The sequence below is a fragment of the Larkinella rosea genome (assembly GCF_003858635.1).
In the GTDB taxonomy this organism is placed as follows: Bacteria; Bacteroidota; Bacteroidia; order Cytophagales; family Spirosomataceae; genus Larkinella; species Larkinella rosea.
The window spans coordinates 13,883-38,503 of sequence record NZ_RQJO01000015.1 but is presented as its reverse complement, the minus strand read 5'-3'; the positions used below and the strand labels follow the sequence as shown (position 1 = coordinate 38,503).

Below are 24,621 nucleotides of genomic sequence, written 5' to 3'. Positions count from 1 at the left end.
CACGCGCCTGTTGCACGCGACTATTTCGTTAAGGTATTGCTTAGCGCCTGCCAGTCAATTTTCCTGACAATTTCATTGGCTACATCAACCGGCGCTTTGATGGTCACAATCAGGTTTTCGATCAACGTGCCCCCTTTTTTGTAGGAATAATGGTAGAGTTTATCGCCCCGCGGATTTTTCTGAAGATTATTTTTCCAGTTTCCCAACAGCACCACGGTTTCGGGCCGGGCTACAATGCCGGCATCGTTGGGTTTAAGTAGGATCTGAAGCGCCAATGGAGCGCCGTTGACGGGAATGACTTTATAAGATGCCGCAAACCGGTTGCTGATGGGTTCTTCGACCCGGTAATTTCCGGCATTCATTTCCACGTTGATGTCGACGGTCGATTGCGCCATGTCACTGGCCCGGTTGGGGTCCGATTCCTTATACACCGAATCCGTGCTCATCACGAAAGAACGCTGTTGCTGCGTGATCGTATCGCCAATGGCTTTGGCGCTGTCGGCGCGCGCTTTCTGCTGATTGGCCGCCGAAGTGCGCTGGAATGACAGGTCGTAGCGATCCCCACAAATGCGGAAAATCTTGCCGTATTCATCACTCAATTCCAGTTTACCGAGCGAACTCCGCTCGTCGAATATTTTCCAGTCGCCCGAAGGTGGATTTTTCCGAAACTGATTTTGTAACTCTTTCACTACCTTTTCGTAGGCGGCATTTTGCTGAGGTGTGGCCGGATCGCACTGCGCGTGCAGTTGCTGGAGGCTAACGATCTGTATAACAAGGAGTATGGGCAGTAGTTTTTTCATATGGCTGCAAAGCTAATCATTCATTCTTAACAACTGGCTTAATCCGGAAAAGTTATGTTTGTCGTTCAAAACTAGCTCTTTAGCCGATTAACCGGTTACGTTATTTCATTCCAAAACGGGTATTTTACATTGCGATTCCACCAAAAGAAACCGCCTGAGCAACAAAAAAGCCAGGTATTTAGCCTGGCTTTTCAAGGAATAAGATCGAATTAACCGACAATTGAATCGATTACCCAGGTTACGATGGATACCAGAATACTGAACAATAAGGCCGCAATAAAACCGCTCACCCGGAAACCGTCCACCAAATAATCGGTCAGGTACACCATCAGTACGTTAATGACCAGATAAAAAAGTCCCAACGTAATGATGGTAATGGGAATGGTCAGAAAAACCAGAATGGGTTTTAAAAAAGCATTCAGCAAACCCAGTACGATAGCGACGAGCAAAGCCGTGCCGAAACCGTCGACACCAACGCCCGGAATAAGATAACTGGCAACAATAACAGCGACTGCGCTGATCAGTATGCGTATGATAAGGCCCATAACACGTTTAAAGGTTAAAGTTTGACGGCTAAAGTTGTATGAAAAAATACCCAACTCCAACCATCAAACCGGAAACTTTAGCGCATTGTTTGCCGCCCTACTTCGTGTGTCGTTGCTGCAGAACCGCAATCACCTCGTCCAGATCAATGTTTTTCTGTTCGAGCAGGATCAAATAGTGGTAGAGCAGGTCGGCGGCTTCTCCTCTGAAAAGATCATCGTTGGTGTCTTTCGCTTCGATCACCAGCTCGACGGCTTCCTCGCCGACTTTCTGGGCAATTTTGTTCACGCCTTTTTTGAACAACGAAGCCGTATACGAACCTTCCGTCGGATTTTGTTTCCGATCACGAATGATTCCCTGTAAGTAATTGAGAAATAAACCTTTGCCCCGGTTATCTTCATTAAAACAGGTGTCGGCGCCGGTATGGCAGGTCGGGCCCGCGGGCCGGGCTTTGACGAGCAGCGTATCGCCATCGCAATCCACCCGGATTTCGCTGACGTGCAGGAAGTTATTGGAGGTTTCGCCTTTGGTCCAAAGCCGCTGTTTGCTGCGGCTAAAAAACGTCACGACGCCTTCGGCCCGGGTTTTTTCGTAGGCTTCCTGGTTCATATACCCCAGCATCAGCACTTTACCGGTTTCAGCATCCTGGATGACGGCGGGAACAAGATGATCCGGGTTTTTCGTAAAATCTATTTCTGTATTCATGGTTAATCCGTTAAACGAACTTCAATCCCTTTATTTCGTAAGTAGCCTTTCAAGGCTGGAATTTCAATTTCCTTGAAGTGAAAAATACTGGCGGCTAAACCGGCATCGGCTTTTCCGCTCGTGAACACATCCACAAAATGTTCCATCGAACCCGCTCCGCCCGACGCAATCACCGGAATGTTGGCCGAGCCTGAAATCTGCGCCGTTAGTTCAATCGCAAAACCGGCTTTGGTACCGTCGGTGTCCATCGACGTCAGCAGGATTTCGCCCGCGCCCCGGTTTTCGATTTCCTTTGCCCAGGGAATCGTCCGGAGTGCGGTCGGTTTCCGTCCCCCGTGCGTGTGCACGATATGTTCGTCGTCCATAAACCGCGTATCGATGGCCACTACAATACACTGACTACCAAACTCCTGCGCCAATTCGTCCACCAACCCGGGATTGCGAACGGCCGACGAGTTGATCGACACCTTATCCGCCCCGGCGTTAAGCAACGCAGACACATCGGCCTTCGACGAAATCCCCCCCCCGACCGTAAACGGAATATTAACGACGTGCGCCACCCGCCGAACGAGATCGATCAACGTCTTGCGCTCGTCGACCGTGGCCGTAATGTCCAGAAAAACCAGTTCGTCGGCGCCCTGCCGCGCGTAAATGGCCCCCAGTTCCACCGGGTCGCCCGCATCGCGCAGGTTGATAAAATTCGTTCCCTTCACGGTCCGGCCATCTTTGATGTCGAGGCAGGGAATAATGCGTTTGGTTAGCATATTTCGGAGAATTGTTTCGCGGGGTTGAGCGGAGAAATGCAGAGTTAAGCGGAGGTTATTTTTCTCTGCTTAATTCTGCATTTCTCCGCTCAACCCCGCGACATAACTCATTTTAAAAACTTCGATAACTCCTTCAGTGTCACCCGCCCTTCGTAAATCGCTTTGCCGACTATAACGCCGAACAGGTTCATATCCGCCAGCATTTCCAGGTCCTGCATGCCGCTGACGCCACCGCTGGCGATGAGGTTCAAATCCGGGAAACGATCCTGCAAATTCCGGTACAAATCGAACGACGGGCCTTGCAGCAAACCGTCTTTGGCGACATCGGTGCTGATGACGTATTTCACCCCTTTTTCGACGTAGTTTTCCACAAAATCATAGACCCAGACCTGCGTATCTTCTTCCCAGCCGCTGACCGCGATCTTCTCGTTTTTGGCATCTGCGCCCAAAATGATTGCTTCCGAACCAAATTGCGACAGCCACTTTTCAAAAACATCCGGTTTTTTAACGGCAATGCTTCCGCCCGTCACCTGTTTGGCGCCACATTCAAAAACCGTTCGCAAATCCTCATCGGATTGGACGCCCCCGCCAAAGTCGATGTGCAGCCCGGTTTTTCCGGCAATCAGTTCCAGTACTTTCCAGTTGACCACCCGTTTTGCCCTCGCGCCATCCAGATCGACGAGGTGCAGCCGTGTCAGGCCGGCGTCTTCAAACTGCTGCGCCACCTCAAGCGGGCGGGCGTTGTATTCTTTTTTCTGGTTATAATCGCCCTGCGTCAGCCGAACAGCTTTGCCTTCGATTAAGTCGATAGCGGGTATGATGTGCATATGCCGTACACCGGAGCGCTGCTCCGGTGATTAGTTAAAACGTTACCGGAGCAACGCTCCGGTGTATACTACAATTTCAAAAAATTTTCCAGAATGCGCTGCCCGATGTTGCCACTGATTTCGGCGTGAAACTGGGCCGCATAAAAGTTGTCTTTCTGCAACATCGCACTGAAGGACCGGACGTATTCGCAAACCGCCGTGGTTTCCGGGGAAATGTCGGCGCAGTAGCTGTGCACGAAATACACGTAGGGATTCTCCGGTAAGCCTCCGGTCAACGGACCTTTCAGATTGTTCAGGCTGTTCCAGCCCGTGTGCGGCACTTTAAATCCGGGCTGGGCCGGAAAACGCCGGACATCCACATCGAAAACGCCCATGCAGGTCGTATCGCCCTCTTCCGAATACCGACAAAGCAATTGCATACCGACACAAGTGCCCAAAACCGGCTGCTTCAGTGACGGAATTACCTTGTCCAGACCGCGTTGCCGCAAATAAGCCATCGCGGTACTGGCCTCGCCTACACCGGGGAAGATCACCTTATCAGCCGAACGGATTTCGGCTTCATCGTCGGTGAGCAGGTAACTGGCACCGATGCGCTCCAGGGCGTACATCACCGACTGCACATTTCCGGCGTTGTATTTGATAATGACGGTTTTCATAGTGTCCGCCGGAGCGGTGCTCCGGTGAATAGTTGTTTGCAAATTAATAATCACCGGAGCACCGCTCCGGCGGACTTACCAATACACTTCGTTGACATAGCTGTGCGGCCAGTCCTGTCAATCGGCGACCAGGCCTGCTTTTACCGGATTATTTAGGGTGTACAGAATAATCCGTTTCAACTCATCGCCATTCCGAACGATGTGGTCGTACGACTCGGGATGCCAGAAAGGCCCCTCCCGTTTCAAGAACTGGTTGGCCCTTCGCGCCGTGTAACTCTTGAACGACTGAAGCAGTCGGTATAAGAAGAAATCGGCTTTGGTATTCCCATACGTATGAATCACCAGATGTAAGTGATTCGACATCAGGCAAAAAGCGATCAGGCCGTATTCCATGCCCGCCCGGTGATGCAATGCTTCTTTCACAATCTCCGCAATCGCTGGCTCCGAGAGCCAGTAGGGTCCGTTATCCGGGCGGTCGAGGAACGAGTCAAACCGGGCAAAGTATCGTTTCTGGTGTTGATACAACTCGCTTTCCGTGTCCTCCGAAGCGGACAACCGATTCCGGACCACTTCCTGCTCTTCTTTGAGCAATTCAATTAAATGTTTTGGCATACTCCCATAAAGCCGCATCGTGATGAAATAAGCGGCCTCCAGCGGCTGAAAATGCGGCAGGTTACGGTAGTATTCCATTCTGTACGCCGGAGCGCTGCTCCGGTGAATAGTGGTTTGTTTTTAAACTTAAAAAATCACCGGAGCAGCGCTCCGGCGTACAAAAAAACCCGGCTCTGAAGCAGAACCGGGTTTGGTATCGGGAATTCGTTGTTTCTTTCTTCAACCCCAAAAACGCATCCGTTCTGCCGTGTTAACAGACAGAATGATGATGGTTGCGAACGGTTTTTGCGGCATTCATGGGACAAATGTAAACCGGCTGATGCTAAAATCAAAACAAACTTCCCTGAACGATTTCCGGGCGAATGGTCGGCTCCTGCAAATTTAGCCCGCAAACCGCATTCAGTTGCCGCACCCAATGACGGATGAGTTCGGGCGCGGTATCGTTATCGCCCCCGCCGTGAATGAACAGATAGGCTTTTTGCAGCCCGTTTGCAAACCAGGTTGCGAGTCGATTCACCCAGGCATCCGCGCGGCTGTAATCCGTCGGATGGCCTTCGTTGGCTACAAACCGCAACACCAGGGTTGGGCTCGTCAGGCTCATGTGCACCACATCGCGCCGACCAGCCACGTCAGTGATGACTAAATCGCGGTGGAGCGCCGATAATTTTTCGAGCGTTCGTTGCCAGATTACCGGTTTGCTGAACCAGTCGGGATGCCGGAACTCGACGGCAACTTCCAGATCGTCGGGCAGGTTTTTGAGGTAAGTTTCCAAAACCGGCCATTTATCCGGCCCAAACGTCGGCGGAAGTTGCAGAAAGGTTGTCCCCAGAAATTCCTCCAGACTCAAAACCGCATTGACAAATTCTTCCGTAATCAATTCAGCGGCCACCAACGCCCGGTCGTGGCTGATAGCCTGCGGAAATTTCGGGCAGTAAACAAACCGGGGATGAACCGGCGAGTCAGCGGCTTCGCTTTTCCATTTCTCGATCATGCCCGGCGTCGGACTGTGGTAATGCGTGCTGTTCAGTTCGATGGTATTAAATTGCCGGGTGTAGTAATGGAGAAAATCTTTCTCTTTGGCCTGGGAGGGATAAATACGACCCACGTAATTTTTGTTCGCCCAAACCGGCCCGCCAATGTATACCTCCGGAACAGCCGTCGGCTCCACCTTTTCCCAAACCGTTTGATTGAAGGCATGATCAGGCGGCAGCGTGAAGTTGACCTGATCCACGGAAGGCAATTTTCCAAAGTCCATATCCAAAAAGTGATGGTAGTGCGAACGTAAAACTACCAAACCCGGTATTTCGTTTTCGCGCCCGTTCTGAATTGACTAATTTTGGGGAAGAAATAGAAGAAATAGACAAGAGAAGTGAGACAAGAGCGTATAGACTTTGGGTTTCGATGGGTCTTTACTCTCTTGTCTCACCTCTCACTTCTCAGTTGACATGATTTCAAAGACGTATAATCCGAAAGACATCGAGGAAAAGTGGTACCAGTACTGGCTGGAAAACCGCTTTTTTCATTCCACTCCCGACGAGCGCGAACCGTATACCATCGTAATTCCACCTCCGAACGTCACGGGTGTATTGCACATGGGCCACATGCTGAACAACACGATTCAGGATGTGCTGATTCGGAAAGCACGGATGCAGGGCAAAAACGCCTGCTGGGTGCCCGGAACCGACCACGCATCCATCGCAACGGAAGCGAAGGTGGTGGCGATGCTGAAGGATCAGGGAATCCATAAAAAGGACATTGGCCGGGAGAAATTCATTGAGCATGCCTGGGAATGGACGCACAAATACGGCGGCATCATCCTGAAACAGCTGCGGAAACTCGGTGCGTCCTGCGACTGGGATCGGACGCGGTTTACGATGGAGCCGGTTTTGTACGATGCCGTCATTGATACCTTCGTTGATCTGTACAACAAAGGCCAGATTTACCGGGGTGTCCGGATGGTGAACTGGGACCCGCAGGGCCGGACGGCGGTTTCGGACGAGGAAGTTATCACGAAGGAAGTCCAGCAAAAGCTGGTTTACATCCGGTATGAAATTGCAGACAGCCGGGCGCACGGAGCCGAGGGCGACGAAAATCCTGACTACATCACGATTGCGACGGTTCGGCCGGAGACGATCATGGCGGATTCGGCCATCTGCGTCAATCCAAACGATGAGCGGTATACCCATTTGCACGGCAAAAAAGCCTTAATTCCGCTGATCAACCGCGAAATTCCGATCATTACGGATGAGTACGTCACGATGGATTTTGGGACAGGTTGCCTGAAAGTAACGCCCGCCCACGATCCGAATGACTACGAGCTCGGCATCAAGCATAAACTGCCGGTGATCGACATTTTGAACGAAGACGGGACGCTGAACGAAAAAGCGCAGATTTACGTCGGTCAGGACCGGTTTGCCGCCCGGAAAGCCATTATCAAGGACCTGGAAGAAAAGGGTTATCTGGTCAAAACCGAAGAGTATAAATCCAACGTCGGTTTTTCAGAACGGACCAACGCGGTGATCGAGCCCAAGCTGTCGCTGCAATGGTTTCTGAAAATGAAGGACATTTCAAAACCGGCGCTGGAAAACGTCATGAACGACACCATTCAGCTGCATCCGTCGAAATTCAAGAACATGTACCGTTCGTGGATGGAAAACGTGCACGACTGGTGCATCAGCCGCCAGCTGTGGTGGGGCCACCGGATTCCGGCGTTTTACATGAAAGATGGTACGATCATTGTCGCCAAAACCAAAAAAGACGCCCTTCGGATTGCCCGCGATAAATTCCAGTTGTTTGCCCTGAGTGAAACCGATCTGACCCAGGATGAGGACGTTCTGGATACCTGGTTTTCGTCCTGGCTCTGGCCGATGTCGGTTTTTCTGCCGTCGAACGACCCGAACGAACCCAAAGCTGCGCCGGGCGACCTGGATTATTATTACCCGACCAATGACCTCGTGACGGCCCCCGAAATCCTGTTTTTCTGGGTGGCCCGGATGATCATTGCCGGGTACGAATACAAAGGCCGCGAACCGTTCCAGAATGTGTACCTGACCGGGATTGTCCGTGACAAGCAGGGTCGCAAAATGTCGAAATCGCTCGGTAACTCGCCCGATCCGCTCGATCTGATTGAGCAGTTCGGAGCCGACGGCGTCCGGACGGGCATGTTGTTCAGCTCACCGGCGGGGAATGATTTGCTGTATGACGAGAAACTGGTGGAGCAGGGCCGCAATTTCTGCAATAAAATCTGGAATGCGTTTCGGTTGGTGAAAGGCTGGAAAGTCAGTCCGGAATCGTCGGTTACCGAAAAACCGTTAGCGGTTTTGTGGTTTGAGTCGAAACTGAACCAGACGCTGATCGAACTGGAAGATCATTTCAGCAAATACCGCATGTCGGATGCACTGCATACGGTTTACAAGCTGATTTGGGACGATTTCTGTTCGCAATACCTCGAAATGATCAAACCGGGGTATGAGCAACAGGATCAGGTTCGGCCCATCGATCAGGTGACATACGACGCCACCATCGACTTCTTCGAACGATTGATGAAGCTGGCGCATCCGTTCATGCCGTTCATTACGGAAGAAATCTGGCAGGAAGTCAGCGAACGGCAACCCGGCGAAAGCATCTGTGTGGCCGATTATCCGACTGCCGGCATTGTTGATAAAACCGTTCTGGCCGATTTTGACCTCCTGTTTGACATCATTTCATCCGTTCGGAATCTCCGCAACAGCAAGCTGATCAGCCCGAAAACCGCGCTGCCGCTGGCGATCAAAACCGACGATCCGGCCCGTTTCCAACCGTTGGAAGGTCTGATTCAGAAGCTGGCGATTGTTTCCGAGGTAAGTTACGTTGCCGAAAAAGCCGAAGGCGTTTCGTTTCTGATCAAAAGCACCGAATTTTTTGTCAATATAGCGGGCGAAATCGACGTGGAGCAGGAGCGCGCTAACATCGAAAAAGATCTGGCTTATACGAAAGGCTTTCTGGAATCGGTTTTGAAAAAACTCTCGAACGAGAAGTTTGTCGCCAATGCCAAACCGGAGATCATCGAACGTGAACGGCAGAAACTGGCCGACGCCGAAACCAAAATCAAGACGCTGGAAGAAAACCTGGCGGCATTGTAATCTGAACTATAATTTAACTGATTTTTCTGATTCAACTGATTTAATCATGTTCATCAGAAAAATCAGTTAAATCATAGTTCAAGACTTCAATATTCTCACCTCCACCCGCCGGTTCAGCCGCTTGGTTTCCTCACGGGAATTATCGGCGATAGGCCTGCTACCGCCATAAGCCTGGGTTTGAATCCGCGCGGGCTGAATTCCTTTGTTGGTTAAATAACTCTTGACGGCATCCACGCGCTTTTGCGATAACGCTACATTCAGCTTCGGATCGCCCACATTGTCGGTATGGCCCGCCAGTTCAATTTCCATTTCCGGATTGCGCTTCATGATCGCGACCAGCGAATCCAGTTCGGGATACGACGTCGGTTCCATTTCGTACGCCGATTGCTTGAACAGCAGGTTATTCAGGCGATAGGTCCGGCCCGCTTCGACTTTGGAGCCAAAGTTTTCCACTTTTTCAGCCGGTTTTGGTGATACTTTGGGCGGAACCTCAGCAATCACGGAATCTTTCGGCGCGGGTGTTGTCACCGGTTTTTTGGCAGGCGGAGCCGTGGGCTTGGGTTTAGCCGTTACCGGCGGTTTCCGGACGGGCGGAATCGTTGCATTAGGCTTCGGTTTTACAGACGATTTCCGGACGGGCGGTTTAGAATTCCGCATATCGTCTTTGTAAACCATAACACGAAGGTCATATACATTATACGGCTGCTGCGACCGATTTGGACTTCTGTAAAGCCGGACATCCTCCTCAATCAAATCAACCGAGCTAACATTTTTACCGGGTCGCTCAAAATGCGCTTCACAGGAAATTTTATCCGCAAAATCGAATTGGGCGGCTTCTGGCTTATCCAGTAAATCCACCTCCCGAATTTGCCCATCATCCAGTGTTGCCTTTATGTTTTTAATGTACAATAGTGCGTATTCCTTATTTCCGTTTTTATCGTATAACCGCCAGGCATTCGCATGTCCGGGGCCATAAACCGTCTGAGAACTTTGTACGAATTGCTGCCGCTTCCGTTGCCGGTTTTCCGATTCAAAATAAATAATCATCTTGTGATTGGTATATTCGACCTTCGTCACCATTCCGCCCCCTTCTATATCCCGCTGCGGTGGATTGAGATCGCGCTGGACAATTTTCGGCCCTTGGGCAGCCAGTCGAGTGGTCAGACCGACCAGCCATAGCATCAATAACCATCGTTTCATCATGTCATTCATCACATCTCGGTCGTTGTACTAAGATAACAGCGCTGCCAGGAACACTGTTTTAGATACCTTTTGTTAACAAAAAGTAAAAACTTATTCTTTTATTTCTATTTATTGAGATTAAAATTCAATTTGCACAGAATTACATGCGGTTTTACGATTATTGCCGCCAACTAACACATTTCCACACAATGAGCAAGTGTATTTTTCTGGATCGCGATGGTGTATTGAATGAAGACCGGACGGATTATGTCTACCGGATTGAAGATTTCATTATTCCGAAGGGAGTCGTCGAAGGTTTACAACTCCTGAAAAGCGCCGGTTATCTGTTAATCGTGGTGACCAACCAGGCCGGAATTGCGCGGGGCTTGTACTCCCGAACCGATGTCATGCGGTGTCACCAATACCTGCAGGAACAATGTGGCAACCTGATTGACGACATTTACTATTGTCCTCACCACCCCGATTTCGATTCGCAGTCGCTGCTACGAAAACCGGATTCATTGATGCTGGAAAAAGCCATTGCCAAATACAACATCGACGTCACCCAGTCGTGGATGATCGGCGACGCGCCACGGGACATTCTGGCGGGGAAGCGCGTGGGTGTTCATACGGTGCACATTACCCACCAAATACCGGAACAGCCTGTTGGGGATCAACAGGCGCCGAATTTGCTGGAAGCCTCGAAAATGGTCGTTAACGCGACGTTCTAACGTTACGCTACCTGTTCCGACGAAACCGGTTGTTTCTGCTGCAACTGGCTGTCGTAAGCCGGACACGCTCTGCGTGCACATGAACCAAGCGATACAAGGGCAATCAGGCCCAGAATAATACCTATCTTTTTCATTGGTTGTTTATTTTTCTGTTCCCAAAAACCGGGCGGTTTTTGGGAACAGGGCAAAAACTGTGCTATTTTAACTTTCCTGTTTTTCTAATTCTTCCACGGGCTGCTCTTCTTCCGCTTCGGCGGCTTTCGCGGCATCAATGTCCAGCGTTACTGGTGTGGCAGTTTGCTGGTAACCCAGAATCTTGAGCATCACCTCGCTGTCCTGCTCAGGAGCAAAAAGCCGGGTCGTCAGCTTGCCTTCGCTATCCCGGTCCACAATCACGTGTTGCGGAGCCGGAATCAGGCAGTGCTGAATGCCACCGTAGCCGCCCAGTGACTCCTGATACGCGCCCGTGTGGAAAAAGCCAATATACTGATCTTCCGTATCCCGTTCAAAAATCGGGAGGTACAAATCGGCGCTGTGGGCTTCCGTGTTATAAAAATCATGCGAGTCGCAGGTTAAACCGCCCAGATTGACTTTCTGGTACGGATTATCCCAGTTATTGACCGACAGCATGATGTATTTCTGCCCCAACCCCCACGAATCCGGTAATTGCGTAATGAACGAACCGTCGATCATGTACCACAACTCCTTATCATTCTGCAATTTCTGGTCGATCACTTTATATATAACGGCGCCACTCTCTCCTACCGTATAACTACCGAACTCGGTAAAGATGTGCGGCACCGGCACATTGCTCTTATTACAGATCCATTGAATACTTTCCACAATCTGATCGACCATCGCCTGGTAGTCGTACGTGAACTGAAAAGACGTCTGAATCGGCATACCGCCACCGATGTCGATCGAATCCAGATCGGGGCAGATTTTGCGCAGTTCGCAGTATTTATACATAAACCGGCTCAGTTCGCTCCAGTAATAGGCGCTGTCTTTGATACCGGTATTAATGAAAAAGTGCAGCATTTTCAGTTTGAACTTATCGCTGTTCTGAATTTTGGAGCGGTAGAGTTCATTGATGTCGCTGTAACGAATGCCCAGTCGGGACGTATAAAAAGCGAAGTTCGGTTCTTCATCCGTGGCAATCCGGATGCCCAGATTAACGGTTTCGGCGGTTACCGAATCTTCGTAGGCTTCAATCTCCTTCAGGTTATCCAAAACCGGTACCACGTTATAACCTTCGTTCAGCAGTTCGCTGATGTACTGCGTGTAGAGCGGGCGTTTGTAGCCGTTGCAAATGATGAACGTATTTTTATCAATCTTGCCGGTTTTATACAATTCCCGAATAATCGGAATGTCAAATGCCGACGAAGTCTCGATATGGATTTTATTTTTTAAAGCTTCTTCGAGTACAAAACGAAAATGCGACGACTTCGTACAATAGCAGTAAGTATACGTGCCTTTGTAATTATACCGCTTCATCGCGTTCTTGAACAACAGCCGGGCGTGTTCAATATGCTCCGTAATTTTGGGCAAATAGGTCAGCTTGAGCGGTGTTCCATACTGCTTGATGATATCCATCAAAGGAACATTGTTGAACAGCAGGTTATTGTTTTCTACTTTGAACTCGAGAGTCGGAAATTCAAAGGTCTGTTCGATCAGGTCGTTGTAGCTTTTCATCCTTTCGGCAGAAGCATAAAAGAGTTTTGTTGGTTTTGAAAAAAGACTGCGAAAATGGCATAAAAAGAGCAGCTTTGCAACGGAGCAGGAACCGGTTTACAAAAACAAACTGTAACGCAGTGCGCGCGCCTGATTGTCAAGCTGCTGAAGGAATGTTTATTCGCAGTAGTGAAAACGAAAAAACACGGTTTTTGATTCGGAATGTATGTTAAATTTTACACCTGTCTTGAAACAATCTGCCAAAACCGGGCGGTTTTCTCTACGTCGTTTTTCGACTTTTCGGTTTCAAACCAAAAGAACTTGTATTTTTAGCGCCACAAATTAGACAGAATGAAGCCACAGACCATTCATTTTATTTCCATCGGCGGCAGCGTCATGCATAATCTGGCCATTGCGTTGCACCAGCAGGGACACCACATCACCGGCTCCGACGACGACATTTACGAACCTTCGCGGACCCGACTTGAAAAATACGGTTTATTACCCGCTCAGATCGGTTGGAACGCCGATGCCATTCACGGCGGTCTCGATGCGGTAATTCTGGGCATGCACGCCCGGGCCGACAACCCCGAGCTACTGAAAGCGCAGGAACTGAATCTGCCGGTTTATTCGTACCCCGAATTTGTGTTCCGGCAAAGTCAGAACAAACAGCGCATCGTCATTGCCGGTAGCCACGGCAAAACCACGATCACCGCCATGATTCTGCACGTTCTGCAATTTCACCGTCGTCAGTTCGATTACCTGGTTGGCGCGCAGATCGAAGGATTCGATACAATGGTAAAATTGACCACCGACGCCCCGGTTATCGTCATCGAGGGCGATGAATACGGTACCTCACCCACCGACCCCCGCCCGAAATTTTTGCATTACCACCCACACATGGTGCTGATCAGCGGCATTGCCTGGGATCACGTCAATCTCTACCCGACCTACGATCAGTATGTCCACCAGTTTGAGTTGCTGGCCGATGCCATGTCAAAATCCGGCACGATTGTTTTCGACGACACGGACGACATGCTGGATGTGATTGCCCTGAAAGAACGGGAAGATGTGACCCGCCAGCCGTATGATGTGCATCCGTACCGGATCGAAAACGGCAAAACCGTTCTGGTTACGAAGAACCACGGCAACATACCGGTTTTGGTTTTTGGCGAACACAACATGAAAAACATCAGCGGGGCGCTGGCCATCTGTGATCACCTGGCGATTACGGAAGAGATGTTCTATGCCGCCATTCAAAGTTTCAAAGGGGCGCACAAACGGCTGGAAAAAGTAAAGGACGACGGCTCGACCCTGATCTTCCGGGATTTTGCCCACGCGCCCTCCAAAGTGGAAGCGACCACGGCCGCCGTGAAAGCGCAGTTTCCCAACCGGCGTCTGGTGGCCTGCGTCGAACTGCACACGTTCAGCAGCCTGAATAAAACCTTCCTGAACCAGTATCGCGACAAGCTGGACAAAGCCGATGTGGCCGTGGTTTTCTACAGCCCGCACACCTTGGAAGTGAAACACCTCGACCCGATCGACGCGGCTGACATTGCCACGGCTTTCGACCGACCCGATTTGCAGGTTTTTACGGATTCGTCGGAATTAGAGACTTTTCTAAAAAACCAGACCAACGGCCAGCCGACGGTTTTTCTGCTCATGAGTTCGGGGACTTTTGGCGGGTTGAAGCTACATGAATTATAATACGTACCCACGGACTAAAGTCCGTGTGATTTCATCCAATTTGTGACATTCTATATCATCACTCTGGATCACACGGACTTTAGTCCGTGGGTACGTTAATTTCCTTTCAATAAATACGCCACCAAATCCGCCAGTTGCTGTTCCGACAGACCTAATGAAGACGGATCAGGCATGAGGCTGGTGCTGTATTGTTTGCGGGAAACAACCTGGCCGGTTGCGATGGTGTGTTTCTGTCCGGCGGCATCCTTCACGACGATGGCATCCTGTCCGTCGCTGATCAGAAAACCGTAGTACGTCTGGCCGTTTTTGGTTGTAATCAGCCAGGGTTCGTAGCCGAACGCCAGACCCGCACTCGGATTCAGGATCGCATCCAGTAACCCGTTCCGGTCAAACTTCTGGTGAATCTTTGTCAGTTCCGGCCCGATGTCTTTGCCCTGTTTTCCGTGCCGGTGGCAGGTGGTACAGTTCGCTTTGAAAACCGCTAAACCGGCGGCTTCGTCACCTTTCAAAGCCGTAATGTTTTTCATGGACAAATTTCCCGATCCGCCGGGGCGCGTGAAATAGTCGCCCGCCATCGTCCGCACACTTTGATCCGGATTCGTAAAAATCACTTCGCTGATGACCGGTTTCAGGTTTTCGGGCAATTTTTTCTCCGCAGCCAGACCAACCAGCAGTTTTCCGCCTTCCGGATTCACTGCCATTTCTTTCGCCAGCTTCACTTTGTCCTCCGCACTGGTGTATTCCTCCATTAGTTTTTGCCGCATCGCCAGCGCCTGTTGCTCCGGTTTCGACAACTTGGATGGCATCACCTTCTCCCAATCCAGCAAATTGGCCCAGTCGTTCGCCCGGCGGAAATCGACCCAGTAGTCGGCCTGTTTTGCAATGGATTTATCGCCTTGTTTCGTCAGTTCCACCATTGCCTGGGCGGCCGCCGGATCTTTGATGAATCCAAGGGCCACAATGGCCTGTTTACGGGCATCGGCGGTCAGCGTTGAGGCCAGTGCCCGTTGTTTCATTAAGTCCGCCGTACTGGCCGGATGAAGCCGCCAAATCAGGTTAGCGGTTTTTTGATCCCATTGAATCGGGTTGGCCGGAATCGACGGCTTGAGGGCCGCATACAGAGCCTCTTCTTTTTTATCAGCCGCCATACCGACAGCTTCCAGGTAAAACCGGTCGGTTCCATCGTAACTGTTGGCCAGCTTCACCAGCAACTCCTTGCACTGTTCAAACGGTACATCACGCAGCGCAATCGCCACTTCCCGACGCACCGCCGGAGACGGATCATCGACCATTTGCCGCGCCAAAGCCACGACGTCGGGTTGCACCTGCTTCAACGCCCGAAAAGCCGTAATCCGCAAATCCACCTGATCCGACTTCAGCAAGTTTTCCACTTCTTTCCGGCCTTTGGGCCCGAGTTGCGAAAGCAGCCAGATGGCGCGAGCGCGGTGGAACGGATTGGAAGCCGTCAGAAGTTTGGCAACCGGTTTTACGGCCTTATCGCCCTGCGCTTTCAATTTCTCAAAACCCAATAAGCGAATGTTGGTAGACGGGTTGGTTAAGGCCAGAATCTGGCCTGCCGTTTTGTCGGTATTAATGACCGGCGCCTTCAGCTTTTTGCCTTTGGGTGTTATGCGGTAAATGCGACCGTACCCTTTTTTGTCTTTCATCTGGTGACCGCCCACCACCGGATCGAACCAGTCAGCGATGTACAGTGCGCCATCCGTTCCGACGGCCACATCACTGGGCCGAAACCATTTGCGGATGTCCTCCCGAATGTCGTTCCATTTGTAGTCTTCGTCTACTTTGGGAAACGTGCTGATAAAATCGGTACGGGGCATGCGGTACCCCGCACCCTGCGGTTCGGGGCGGTAGCTGAAGATGACATTCCGGCCCGCTTCGCAACTCAGCAGCAAACCCCGGTACTTGGCGCCTAGCTCATCGCCTTCGTAAAAAACCATGCCCGTTGGCGAACCGGCTCCGCTGATGTCGCCCACCGGAACCACGCCCGGGTCTTCCTGATGCCAGTGCGCGGTTGGAATGTCCTGATCCGGCCGTTGATCGCCCTGCCAAAACCGGGTGCCGTCCTGACTGAAATACCCCATGTTACCGCCTTCCATCAGCCAGCTCGTCCGACACGCCACGACCTGATCGTCATTGTCGTTCTGCCATAGGTTGCCGTAGGAATCGAGGGCGGTTTCGTAGTTGTTCCGAAAATTATGACCCATCACTTTCAGGCCGGTTCCGTCGGGGTTGATGCGCAGGGCTAAACCGCCCACCCAAATCCGGCCGTCGTCGCTGATCATGTTGCCTTTGTTGGTGGTATTATAGGGCGTTCCGCCGGTGTAAATACTACCTGCCCGAAGCGTCCAGCCCGCCTTATCTTTGACGACATGCGGACCTGCGTTTCCGGTATTGAAGTACCACTTTCCGTCCGGCCCGGCCACCAGCGCGTGCAGCGAATGGTCATGGTCCAGGCCGCCGAAACCGGTCAGGAAAACTTCCTTTTTATCGGGTTTGTCATCACCGTTTTCGTCGGTGTAGATGATCAGATTTGGAGCCGCCGAGACGATGGTTTTGTTGCCGATGACCGCAATACCCAGGGGCGAAACCAGGTCTTTGTCCTGGACGTACACCTTCGACTGATCGGCCTTTCCGTCGCCGTTGGTGTCCTCCAGAATCATCACCCGCTCGCCTTCCGGGTGGTCGAGCCGGGTTTCGGGTTTGTTGTTGAAGTTGCGGTAGTTGACCGCTTCCGTCACCCAGATCCGGCCGCGCGCGTCGACATCGATGTTGGTCGGGTTGTAGAACATCGGCGCTTCAGCCCAGACCGTAGCCTCCAGATCGTCGGGCAAATACAGCTTGTTGGAGTCGGCCGCGACGATAGAACCTCGTCGATTGGGACCGGCGATTTCCGGATCAGTACCGATCGAATGGCCTGATTGTTGTACCTTAATACTCCATCCAAGGAGACTTCCGAGTAGAATGGATGTACTTAAAAACCGGGTCGGGTTAGGAATAGCAATTTTCATATTCAAGTGTTCCACGTGGAATAATTACCTGAAAAACAACATTTAAGGACTAATAAACTTATTATAATAAGTGTCTATTGTAGAAAACCGTGGAACAGTTGCCAAATTGAGCTACGCCAGAATCTCCCTTACAAACTTATTATTATAAGTGTAACTTTCCAACATGTTTTTCCCCTCAGGCACAGCACCTTCGATATGAACCCAACCGGCGTACTGAATATCATCAATGGCCTTCCGAACCTCCGGATAGTTGACCTTCCCCTGCCCGAGCAGGAAGCTGTTCTCCTTAAAGTGGAATTCACAGATCTGTTTCTGCTTCCCGAGCCACCGGATTTCCTTTAAAATATCATATCCCATAACCGTGGAGTTACAAACATCGTAATATACTTTCACGGCGGGCGACGCCACCGCGTCGATGATCGCCATGTGCTCTTCGGCACTCAGCCACGATTCGATGGCCAGAACGACGCCCGCTTTTTCGGCTTTCGGAGCGACGGCTTTTAACCGCTCAATAACAACTTTGGTCCCCTGCGGATCGTTTTTCAAATCCCCTTTGTTGAAGAACGCCATCAGGACATTTTTGGCCCCAATGGCTTTGGCAACATCGACACTGTCCTGAACCCATTGCTCGGCCCGCGGATCGGATTTGTAGGGGATGTTATTCATCTCGCCCAGCGCCAGACCTCCGACTTTTACGCCGGTTCGTTTAGCCGCTTCGCGCCAGGCTTTTTGCAGGGGTTTCTGCCGCAGGTGCATGTCGTTTTTTTCGGAACCCATGTTGACCTGAATGCCGTCGAGGCCGATGGTTTTGGCGACATCGAAGGCTTCGATTTTGCTGGATTGCCCGATCGACCAATCGCAGGCCCCGATCTGGAAACGTTGGTTGTTTGGCTTTTCTAAATTAATTTTAGAGTTTAATGCGGACAGGGAAACACTGGTGCTTAAGCCAATGAAACCCATGGTTTGCCGAAGGGCAGTGCGTCGGTTCATGAGTATTTAGGAATAGATTTTGTTCAAAAGTACTGGCTAAAAGTCATATTCACTCTTTGCCAACGGGTTAGCCCCAAAAATATTTTAGACCCTTTCCAACCGTCGGGCCTGCACCGGGGTCAGTTGTTTGAATTAGTATGTTGGATGAACGAGCGTTAGTTGACGGCTGTCGACATAAGGACCGAACTGCTCAGCGAAAACTCTACGAGTTATTCGCCCGGAAGCTCTTTGTCGTTAGCCAGCGGTATACCAAAAACCGGGACGACGCCGAGGATGTGCTGCAGGATTCCTTCGTGAAAGCGTTCCAACATATTGATACATTCCGGTTTGAGTGTCCGTTAGAAGCCTGGCTGAAACGCATCGTGATTAACACGGCACTGAAGCACATCCGCAAGCAAAAGCCCTGGCAGAACCAGGCCGAGCTGGAGGATGTAACACCCAACGCACTGCCGCAGACGGAAGATAGCCTGTCGGGTCTCCACTACCAGCAATTACTGAAGATGGTGCAGGAACTCCCGCCGGGATGTCAGGCCGTATTTAACCTGTACGCGATTGAGGGGTATACGCATCCCGAAATTGCGGAATTATTAGATATTTCAGAAGGTACATCTAAATCGCAGTTTTCGCGTGCCCGCATGCTACTGCAACAAAAGATTCAGAACGAGCGTCCGATTCCGAAATGAGTCTCTCTAAAGAAGAACAGTTAAACGAAGAATGGCGAAGCATCTTCGAAAATGCTGAAGAAAGCCCCTCGGAGGGGCTTTGGGATAGCATTGCCCGTCGATTAGACGAGGAAGAAGCTGAACCGGTCATACCACTCTGGCCCCGCGCAAAACCCTGGGTGTACAGTGTGGCTGCGGCCATTATTACCCTTTTAGTCGGTTGGTGGGCAACGCAGTACATAGAAAGTACGGACACGAACCGGCCGGTGGCTGACAAAACCGTTCAATCCGGGCAATTGGCAAAAACGAAAAACCCGTCTTCCTTGCCAGCCAACACTTCATCCAACGAGAAATTAACGTCCGGTAATACCCCGGAAATGCTGGCAGCTACCCGCCGGACTGGAACTGGTAAAAATACGTCCGGTACGGTGCCGGAACTGGAACGTTCGGAAACCGCTACCACGATTGACCGGATCATTAAGGATCATTCGGTTTTGACCGGAAAAAGAAAATCTGCTAACACCGAACAGCGCCTGGCCCGGCGGTCGGTGAAACGGTTGCCGAAAACCGATGAACGACTGGCTCGTTTAGAGTCAAAACCGAATGACGACCAAACGGCGAAGCGGTTTCCAACTCGGGAGGAATCTGCTGCGAAACACCCGTTGCTGGCCAAATCGAGCTCCGGACGTCGATCGAAGCCCGCGTTTTCGAACGCACAACGGCCCGACGCGGTCCGGGTAGCGGAAAACCGCCGGACGAATCGGGCATCTAAACCCGATCAGCCGGTGCTCGCGCGGAACACAGTCCGGAGTTCTAAAACCGTACCTAATACGACAACGGCCGAGATTACCGCAGTTTCGGACGAAACCGCCAGTCAGGTAGCCGATACACGCCTGACGTATGAGGCTTCGTTTGTAAAGAGTAAATTACCGGTTTCCAAAAAACCGGCACCCATCAGCCGGATTATCTGGTATCGAGTTCCCGAAACGGCCGTTGCAGCCATCGAACCGCAGGGCAAAGGAAGTAAAAAAGAATACTGGGCGGCTTTAACGGCTACACCGATGTCGTTTAATCCGATGGCGGCTGTTCATTCGAGTCTTAATCAGGCCAGTGTTGCCTACAATTCCATTCAGGCCGCCAGTCGACTGCCTAGTACTACCCTGCTTCAGAATCAGGCCCAGATTTCGATGGCTTGGCAGGCGAGTTCCGGCGTTCAGTTCAGCAAACACTGGTCGGTTGAAGCCGGAATTCAGTATTTGAACGGTCGGTCGCAGACGCAGAACAACGCGTCGGTGACGAATATATTTACCAGCCAGACGGAAAATGTGCTTGTCAATGCGATCCGCAACAGTAATCCTCAGCTTCCATTGGCGGCTTCTCCGGCTCCGGCGAATAATCAGGGTGTTGGATCGTCGCTGGTAGCCGACAAAAACGGTTTATCCAATACGTCGAATCTGGTCGTTACTCCGGCCGATCAGGTTGTTTCCAACAACTTTCAGTACATGCAGATTCCGGTTCAGCTCGGTTATCACATTTTGCCCGATCACAAAATCAGTTACTCGATTCTGGGCGGTCTGATGGCGAATCTATTCCTGAAAAATACGATCAACGGTACACTGGAAGTCAATCCGGAGGACCAGATCTACCGCCCCCTGTCGATGGCTGGCACGGCGGGCTTACGGGTCAATTACCATCCCACCCATCATTGGTCAGGTTCGTTAACAGGCTCCTATCAGCAGGCACTCCAGAACGGCACGGAATCGAACGCCCAGTTGAATGTTCGCCCGCAAGCCATCGGCGTCGGGTTCGGATTGAATTATCACTTCTAAGGCGGTTTTTTATCCGGTGGACTTCCTTTATTAATGATATCATCCCCATTTTTTCATTTTTCTTCACTTTTTTTTCACTCTCTTCCAACCAATTCACTCCAGATCAGGTCTTTGTTAGTGAGCGCTCAACTTGGTGTAACAAAACCGATTTGTGATGAGACGATTAACCTATTTTTCCAGCCTGTTTATGGCAACAGCTTTGTGGGCGACCACAGCTGGTTGCCGGAACGATAGCGTCCCCGAAGCTCCGGGAACCGGCGGTTTAAAGCCAAATCCGGAAGCCCGGCTGTTCGCTCAAAAAACCAATGATTTTTCGTTCGACTTTCTAAAAACCGTCAACGAACAGCAAAAACCGAATGAGAACATTTTTGTTTCTCCGCTGAGTTTACACATGGCGCTCGGTATGTTGCTGAACGGAGCTGGCGGTTCGACGGCGGATGAAATGAAAAAGGCGATGCACCTAGACGGTGTTTCGCTGGCCGATGCCAACCAAACCTATGAGTTTTTAATGACAGGATTGCCTACCGCTGATCCGAAAGTAACAACAAAACTGGCCAATTCACTTTGGTACCGCAACGGTTTTTCCGTTGAGCCGTCGTACCTCGACGCGACGAAAAACACCTTCAATGCCCAGATTTCCGGCGAGGATTTTAGTAATCCGACGCCGGTTATCAACAAAATCAATCAATGGGCCAGCGACAATACCAACGCCAAAATCAAGAAGGTCATTACCGAAATAAAGGGCGAGCAGGTTCTGTTTTTGCTAAACGCGCTCTATTTCAAAGGCGACTGGAAATACCAGTTCGAAACGAAGAACACGTTCGATTCGCCTTTCAAACTGGTTTCGGGTTCCGAAAAGCAGGTCAAAATGATGACCATGACCGCCAACCTTCGTCACGCTTTCCGGCCCACATACGGAGCTTTTGAGCTGCCTTACGGCGATGGTACTTATTCGATGACGGTTTTGCTACCGACTGCAAACTCCTCGGCTGATGCCGTCATTAACACATTGAACGCAACGGAATGGGCCAGTTTACAGGAAACCATGCAGGAAAGTAAAGTGGCGGTGGGTTTGCCGAAGTTCACGCTGGAATACGAAAATACGCTCAACGACGAACTCGCTAAAATGGGCATGGCAACGGCTTTTATGGACGGAGCGGATTTTTCCGGGATCAGTAAAGGCCAGGGACTGAAAGTAAGTTACGTGAAGCAAAACACGTTTGTCGCCGTCGATGAGAAGGGAACCGAAGCCGCGGCTGTAACCAGTATCGGGTTTGAAGTAACGTCTGCGGGGCCTTCGCTCTTTTGCGACCGCCCGTTCGTCGTGCTGATTACTGAGAAAGGAACCGGCTCGGTGTTGTTTATGGGTAAAATTGTTAATCCGGAAACGACGCTGCCATGAAACTGATTCTCACGCTGGTTTCGGCGATTCTGTTCATGGCTGCTTCCTGTAACCGTCAATCCAGTTCGGATTCAACCATTAAGCCGTTGTCAGCAACCAATGCCGCCGGAGCCTATAAGCTGGTTCAACCAGCTTCCAACTACGAAGTGACCCTGCTGGTGACGCCCGATTCGGCCAACACCGAAGCACAAAACCGCATTGCTTACCAGATTAGCGGGCGCTCGTCGGTTAACCAGTACTTTGGAGCCATTATCGGTACTACGGCCTCCGATCAGGTGCAGGTGAGTGCGATTGGAAGTACGAAGATGGCCGGACCACCGGAAGCCATGCAGTTTGAAGCCGCTTATTTCAAGAAACTACAGGCAGTCAAACGGTACGAACTGACGGACAGCCAATTACGGCTTTTTGTTGAAGGGGAAACGCCGGGCGTTCTGGTTTACGAAAAAGAGAAATGATACAACCTGAAAAATAGCGAGTGAGGCCGGTACCTCCACACCAGCCGGTCTCCTCCACTCTTTAATCATGAAAAAGTTACGAAATGCGTTGTTCATTGTGGGCTTCACCTTCGGCGCGCTGGCCTGTAATCCATCGAAGGATGGTTCGCCATCGCCGGAGCGGGATACGCAGTTAAGCGGAAAATGGGAATTGACCCAAATCCGGTATGGGCTGACAGGCAAGGTTGCAACTCCGCAGGAAGCCGGTTATACCGAAACGCTGAATTACAACAACGACGGAACGTTCAATCGGCTGAGGAACGGAAAGGAAGAAGAGAAAGGATCGTTTACAACCGCCAACATTGAAAATATTGCCGGTTTTACCACTGCCATTTACTACCAGAATACGACGTATCAACCGTATCGGATTCAGGAAAACATACTACGATTATACGAACGCGCGCCCATTGGTGGTGTCCTGGCCGATGGCGCGACGTACGAATATCGAAAACTTTGACCTCTGATTCATTGTGCAAAACCGGATTGCCCGGCGGCTCTGCCTGCCGGGCAATTTTTTGTTGGTATATTCCAACTCTTTCGTAGCCGACAGGGTCTGTCAATTACATACCTAAACAACCTGTTACTATGAGACGTACACTCTACTTTCTGCTCGGTATTGTATTGGTGGGGCTGAATGGCTGCACCGACAAATGCAAGGAAACCCGCACTTTCCGACAATTCACACCCAGAACATTTACCATTGCCCAGGTTCGAATGGGCGTGCAGGCCGAACCGGCCCGAACGCTCGTTAATCCCGGTAAAATTTACACCAAAGACGGTTTTCTGCTGATCAACGAGATCAAGGAAGGGATTCACATAATTGATAACCGCAATCCGTCGTCCCCTAAAACCGTCGCTTTTCTGCGCATTCCGGGCAACGGCGATATGGCCATCCGCAACAACGTTCTCTACGCCGATAGCTTTATGGACCTGGTGGCCTTCGACATCAGTGATCCGCAAAATATCCGCGAACTAAACCGGGTTAAGGATGTTTTTCAGAACGGTCAGTTCGATGGCGGGTATTGGAGTTTGAATGCCCAGCAGGAATTGATTAACGACCAGAAGGTCGACTACGTTACCCAAACCGTTAGCACAGACTGTGAAAGTGGTGTTACCAACGGTGGATGCGCCAACTGTGCGGTTTTTGATAGCCGGGGCGGTTTTGTCCAAAATTTCAGCTCTACCATGAGCGGTTCTAATGCACCCGCGCCGAGTACGAACGGAACGGGCGGCTCGATGGCCCGGTTTACGCTGTACGACAATTATTTATATACTGTCAGCCAGTCCGACATGCAGTTGTTCGACATCAAAACCCCGGCTGATCCGAAAAAAGGCAACAAAATCAGCATGGGCTGGGGTATCGAAACGATTTTCCCGTACAAAGACAAGCTATTTATCGGTTCGCAAACGGGTATGCAGATTTTTGACAACAGCAATCCCGAAAAACCGGTGCGCATGTCCACTTTCGACCACGCCCGCGTCTGCGATCCGGTGGTGGTTTACGAAGACAAAGCCTACGTGACGCTGCGTTCAGGGACAACGTGTCAGGGTTTTACGAATCAACTGGATGTCGTGGATGTATCGAATCTGTATAGCCCACGCTTGCTGAAATCGTATCCGATGAAAAATCCGCACGGCTTGGGAATCGATTTTCCGAACCTGTTCATCTGTGAAGGCGCTTATGGGCTGAAGACATTCAACGCCAGCGATGCGATGAAAATCGACGAACTGGAGCATCTGGAAGGATTTAACGCCTACGATGTGATTCCGTTGGGTAAATCGCTGCTGCTGATCGGCCAGGACGGTTTTTACCAGTACGATTACAGCAATCCGCGCAAGCTGAAGCTGTTGAGCAAAATTCCCGTTCAACGTCCGTATCCGGCCAGCTAATCCTTG

Annotated in this window: 22 protein-coding genes; 9 read left to right on the top strand and 13 right to left on the bottom strand. The window is 50.9% G+C overall.

Annotation, left to right across the window (positions count from 1 at the left end; translation table 11 throughout):
• Positions 1–20: 20 nt before the first annotated feature.
• The 8 genes from EHT25_RS26580 to EHT25_RS26545 form a co-directional block, all read right to left on the bottom strand.
• Entirely contained in the window at positions 21–800 is a 780-nt protein-coding gene (locus EHT25_RS26580; RefSeq protein ID WP_124878348.1) for a hypothetical protein, read from the bottom strand.
• Positions 801–1,009: 209 nt separating this feature from the next.
• Positions 1,010–1,345 carry a phage holin family protein gene (locus EHT25_RS26575; protein ID WP_124878346.1) on the bottom strand — a complete coding sequence of 112 codons (336 nt, stop codon included), beginning with the start codon at positions 1,343–1,345 and terminating at the stop codon, positions 1,010–1,012.
• A gap of 97 nt (positions 1,346–1,442) precedes the next feature.
• On the bottom strand, positions 1,443–2,048 hold the full coding sequence (gene hisIE / locus EHT25_RS26570; RefSeq protein ID WP_124878344.1) for a bifunctional phosphoribosyl-AMP cyclohydrolase/phosphoribosyl-ATP diphosphatase HisIE: 606 nt from the start codon (positions 2,046–2,048) through the stop codon (positions 1,443–1,445).
• A gap of 2 nt (positions 2,049–2,050) precedes the next feature.
• Positions 2,051–2,812, bottom strand: coding sequence for an imidazole glycerol phosphate synthase subunit HisF (gene hisF / locus EHT25_RS26565; RefSeq protein ID WP_124878342.1), 762 nt, complete (start codon positions 2,810–2,812; stop codon positions 2,051–2,053).
• A 107-nt stretch (positions 2,813–2,919) separates the two neighbouring features.
• Positions 2,920–3,639 (bottom strand): 1-(5-phosphoribosyl)-5-[(5-phosphoribosylamino)methylideneamino]imidazole-4-carboxamide isomerase, encoded by a 720-nt coding sequence (gene hisA / locus EHT25_RS26560; protein WP_124878341.1) that lies wholly within the window; start codon positions 3,637–3,639, stop codon positions 2,920–2,922.
• Between the two features lie 68 nt (positions 3,640–3,707).
• On the bottom strand, positions 3,708–4,295 hold the full coding sequence (gene hisH / locus EHT25_RS26555; RefSeq protein WP_124878339.1) for an imidazole glycerol phosphate synthase subunit HisH: 588 nt from the start codon (positions 4,293–4,295) through the stop codon (positions 3,708–3,710).
• Between the two features lie 117 nt (positions 4,296–4,412).
• Positions 4,413–4,985, bottom strand: a complete 573-nt coding sequence (locus tag EHT25_RS26550) for a transposase (protein WP_124878337.1) — start codon at positions 4,983–4,985, stop codon at positions 4,413–4,415.
• Positions 4,986–5,235: 250 nt separating this feature from the next.
• Complete coding sequence (locus tag EHT25_RS26545; RefSeq protein ID WP_124878335.1) at positions 5,236–6,162, bottom strand: DUF72 domain-containing protein; 927 nt, start codon at positions 6,160–6,162, stop codon at positions 5,236–5,238.
• A gap of 190 nt (positions 6,163–6,352) precedes the next feature.
• Between EHT25_RS26545 and EHT25_RS26540 the strand changes: the two genes are divergently transcribed.
• On the top strand, positions 6,353–9,028 hold the full coding sequence (locus EHT25_RS26540) for a valine--tRNA ligase (protein ID WP_124878334.1): 2,676 nt from the start codon (positions 6,353–6,355) through the stop codon (positions 9,026–9,028).
• 78 nt (positions 9,029–9,106) lie between these two features.
• Here the strand turns inward: EHT25_RS26540 and EHT25_RS26535 are convergent, their stop codons facing one another.
• Complete coding sequence (locus EHT25_RS26535; RefSeq protein WP_124878332.1) at positions 9,107–10,240, bottom strand: OmpA family protein; 1,134 nt, start codon at positions 10,238–10,240, stop codon at positions 9,107–9,109.
• Between the two features lie 179 nt (positions 10,241–10,419).
• On the opposite strand from EHT25_RS26535, the gene EHT25_RS26530 reads away from it, so the two are divergent.
• Positions 10,420–10,941: a D-glycero-alpha-D-manno-heptose-1,7-bisphosphate 7-phosphatase gene (locus EHT25_RS26530; RefSeq protein WP_124878330.1), complete on the top strand. Its 522-nt coding sequence runs from the start codon at positions 10,420–10,422 to the stop codon at positions 10,939–10,941.
• A 2-nt stretch (positions 10,942–10,943) separates the two neighbouring features.
• On the opposite strand, the gene EHT25_RS33325 is transcribed toward EHT25_RS26530, so the two are convergent.
• Positions 10,944–11,075, bottom strand: coding sequence for a hypothetical protein (locus tag EHT25_RS33325; protein WP_262707856.1), 132 nt, complete (start codon positions 11,073–11,075; stop codon positions 10,944–10,946).
• A 67-nt stretch (positions 11,076–11,142) separates the two neighbouring features.
• Positions 11,143–12,633, bottom strand: coding sequence for a type III PLP-dependent enzyme domain-containing protein (locus EHT25_RS26525; RefSeq protein WP_124878328.1), 1,491 nt, complete (start codon positions 12,631–12,633; stop codon positions 11,143–11,145).
• A 330-nt stretch (positions 12,634–12,963) separates the two neighbouring features.
• On the opposite strand from EHT25_RS26525, the gene EHT25_RS26520 reads away from it, so the two are divergent.
• A complete protein-coding gene (locus EHT25_RS26520; RefSeq protein ID WP_124878326.1) occupies positions 12,964–14,319 on the top strand; it encodes a UDP-N-acetylmuramate--L-alanine ligase in 1,356 nt (451 codons plus the stop codon).
• A gap of 95 nt (positions 14,320–14,414) precedes the next feature.
• Here EHT25_RS26520 and EHT25_RS26515 read toward each other — a convergent pair whose 3' ends face one another.
• Positions 14,415–17,348 carry a PVC-type heme-binding CxxCH protein gene (locus EHT25_RS26515; protein WP_124878325.1) on the bottom strand — a complete coding sequence of 978 codons (2,934 nt, stop codon included), beginning with the start codon at positions 17,346–17,348 and terminating at the stop codon, positions 14,415–14,417.
• Positions 17,349–17,459: 111 nt separating this feature from the next.
• Positions 17,460–18,338, bottom strand: coding sequence for a sugar phosphate isomerase/epimerase family protein (locus tag EHT25_RS26510; RefSeq protein WP_124878323.1), 879 nt, complete (start codon positions 18,336–18,338; stop codon positions 17,460–17,462).
• A gap of 137 nt (positions 18,339–18,475) precedes the next feature.
• Here EHT25_RS26510 and EHT25_RS26505 point away from each other — a divergent pair, with 137 nt between their 5' ends.
• The 6 genes from EHT25_RS26505 (at position 18,476) to EHT25_RS26480 (ending at position 24,615) form a co-directional block, all read left to right on the top strand.
• Entirely contained in the window at positions 18,476–19,021 is a 546-nt protein-coding gene (locus EHT25_RS26505) for an RNA polymerase sigma factor (protein ID WP_124878321.1), read from the top strand.
• The gene (locus EHT25_RS26500; RefSeq protein WP_124878319.1) at positions 19,018–20,829 is read left to right on the top strand and encodes a tetratricopeptide repeat protein; all 1,812 of its coding nucleotides are present in this window, start codon (positions 19,018–19,020) and stop codon (positions 20,827–20,829) included. Before EHT25_RS26505 ends, EHT25_RS26500 begins: the two co-directional genes overlap by 4 nt.
• 154 nt (positions 20,830–20,983) lie before the next feature.
• Positions 20,984–22,231 carry a serpin family protein gene (locus EHT25_RS26495; RefSeq protein WP_124878317.1) on the top strand — a complete coding sequence of 416 codons (1,248 nt, stop codon included), beginning with the start codon at positions 20,984–20,986 and terminating at the stop codon, positions 22,229–22,231.
• Complete coding sequence (locus tag EHT25_RS26490) at positions 22,228–22,686, top strand: META domain-containing protein (protein ID WP_124878315.1); 459 nt, start codon at positions 22,228–22,230, stop codon at positions 22,684–22,686. The genes EHT25_RS26495 and EHT25_RS26490 overlap by 4 nt, the downstream gene beginning before the upstream one ends.
• 67 nt (positions 22,687–22,753) lie before the next feature.
• Positions 22,754–23,182, top strand: a complete 429-nt coding sequence (locus EHT25_RS26485) for a hypothetical protein (RefSeq protein ID WP_124878313.1) — start codon at positions 22,754–22,756, stop codon at positions 23,180–23,182.
• 128 nt (positions 23,183–23,310) lie between these two features.
• Positions 23,311–24,615 (top strand): LVIVD repeat-containing protein, encoded by a 1,305-nt coding sequence (locus EHT25_RS26480; RefSeq protein ID WP_124878311.1) that lies wholly within the window; start codon positions 23,311–23,313, stop codon positions 24,613–24,615.
• The last annotated feature ends 6 nt before the right edge of the window (positions 24,616–24,621 follow it).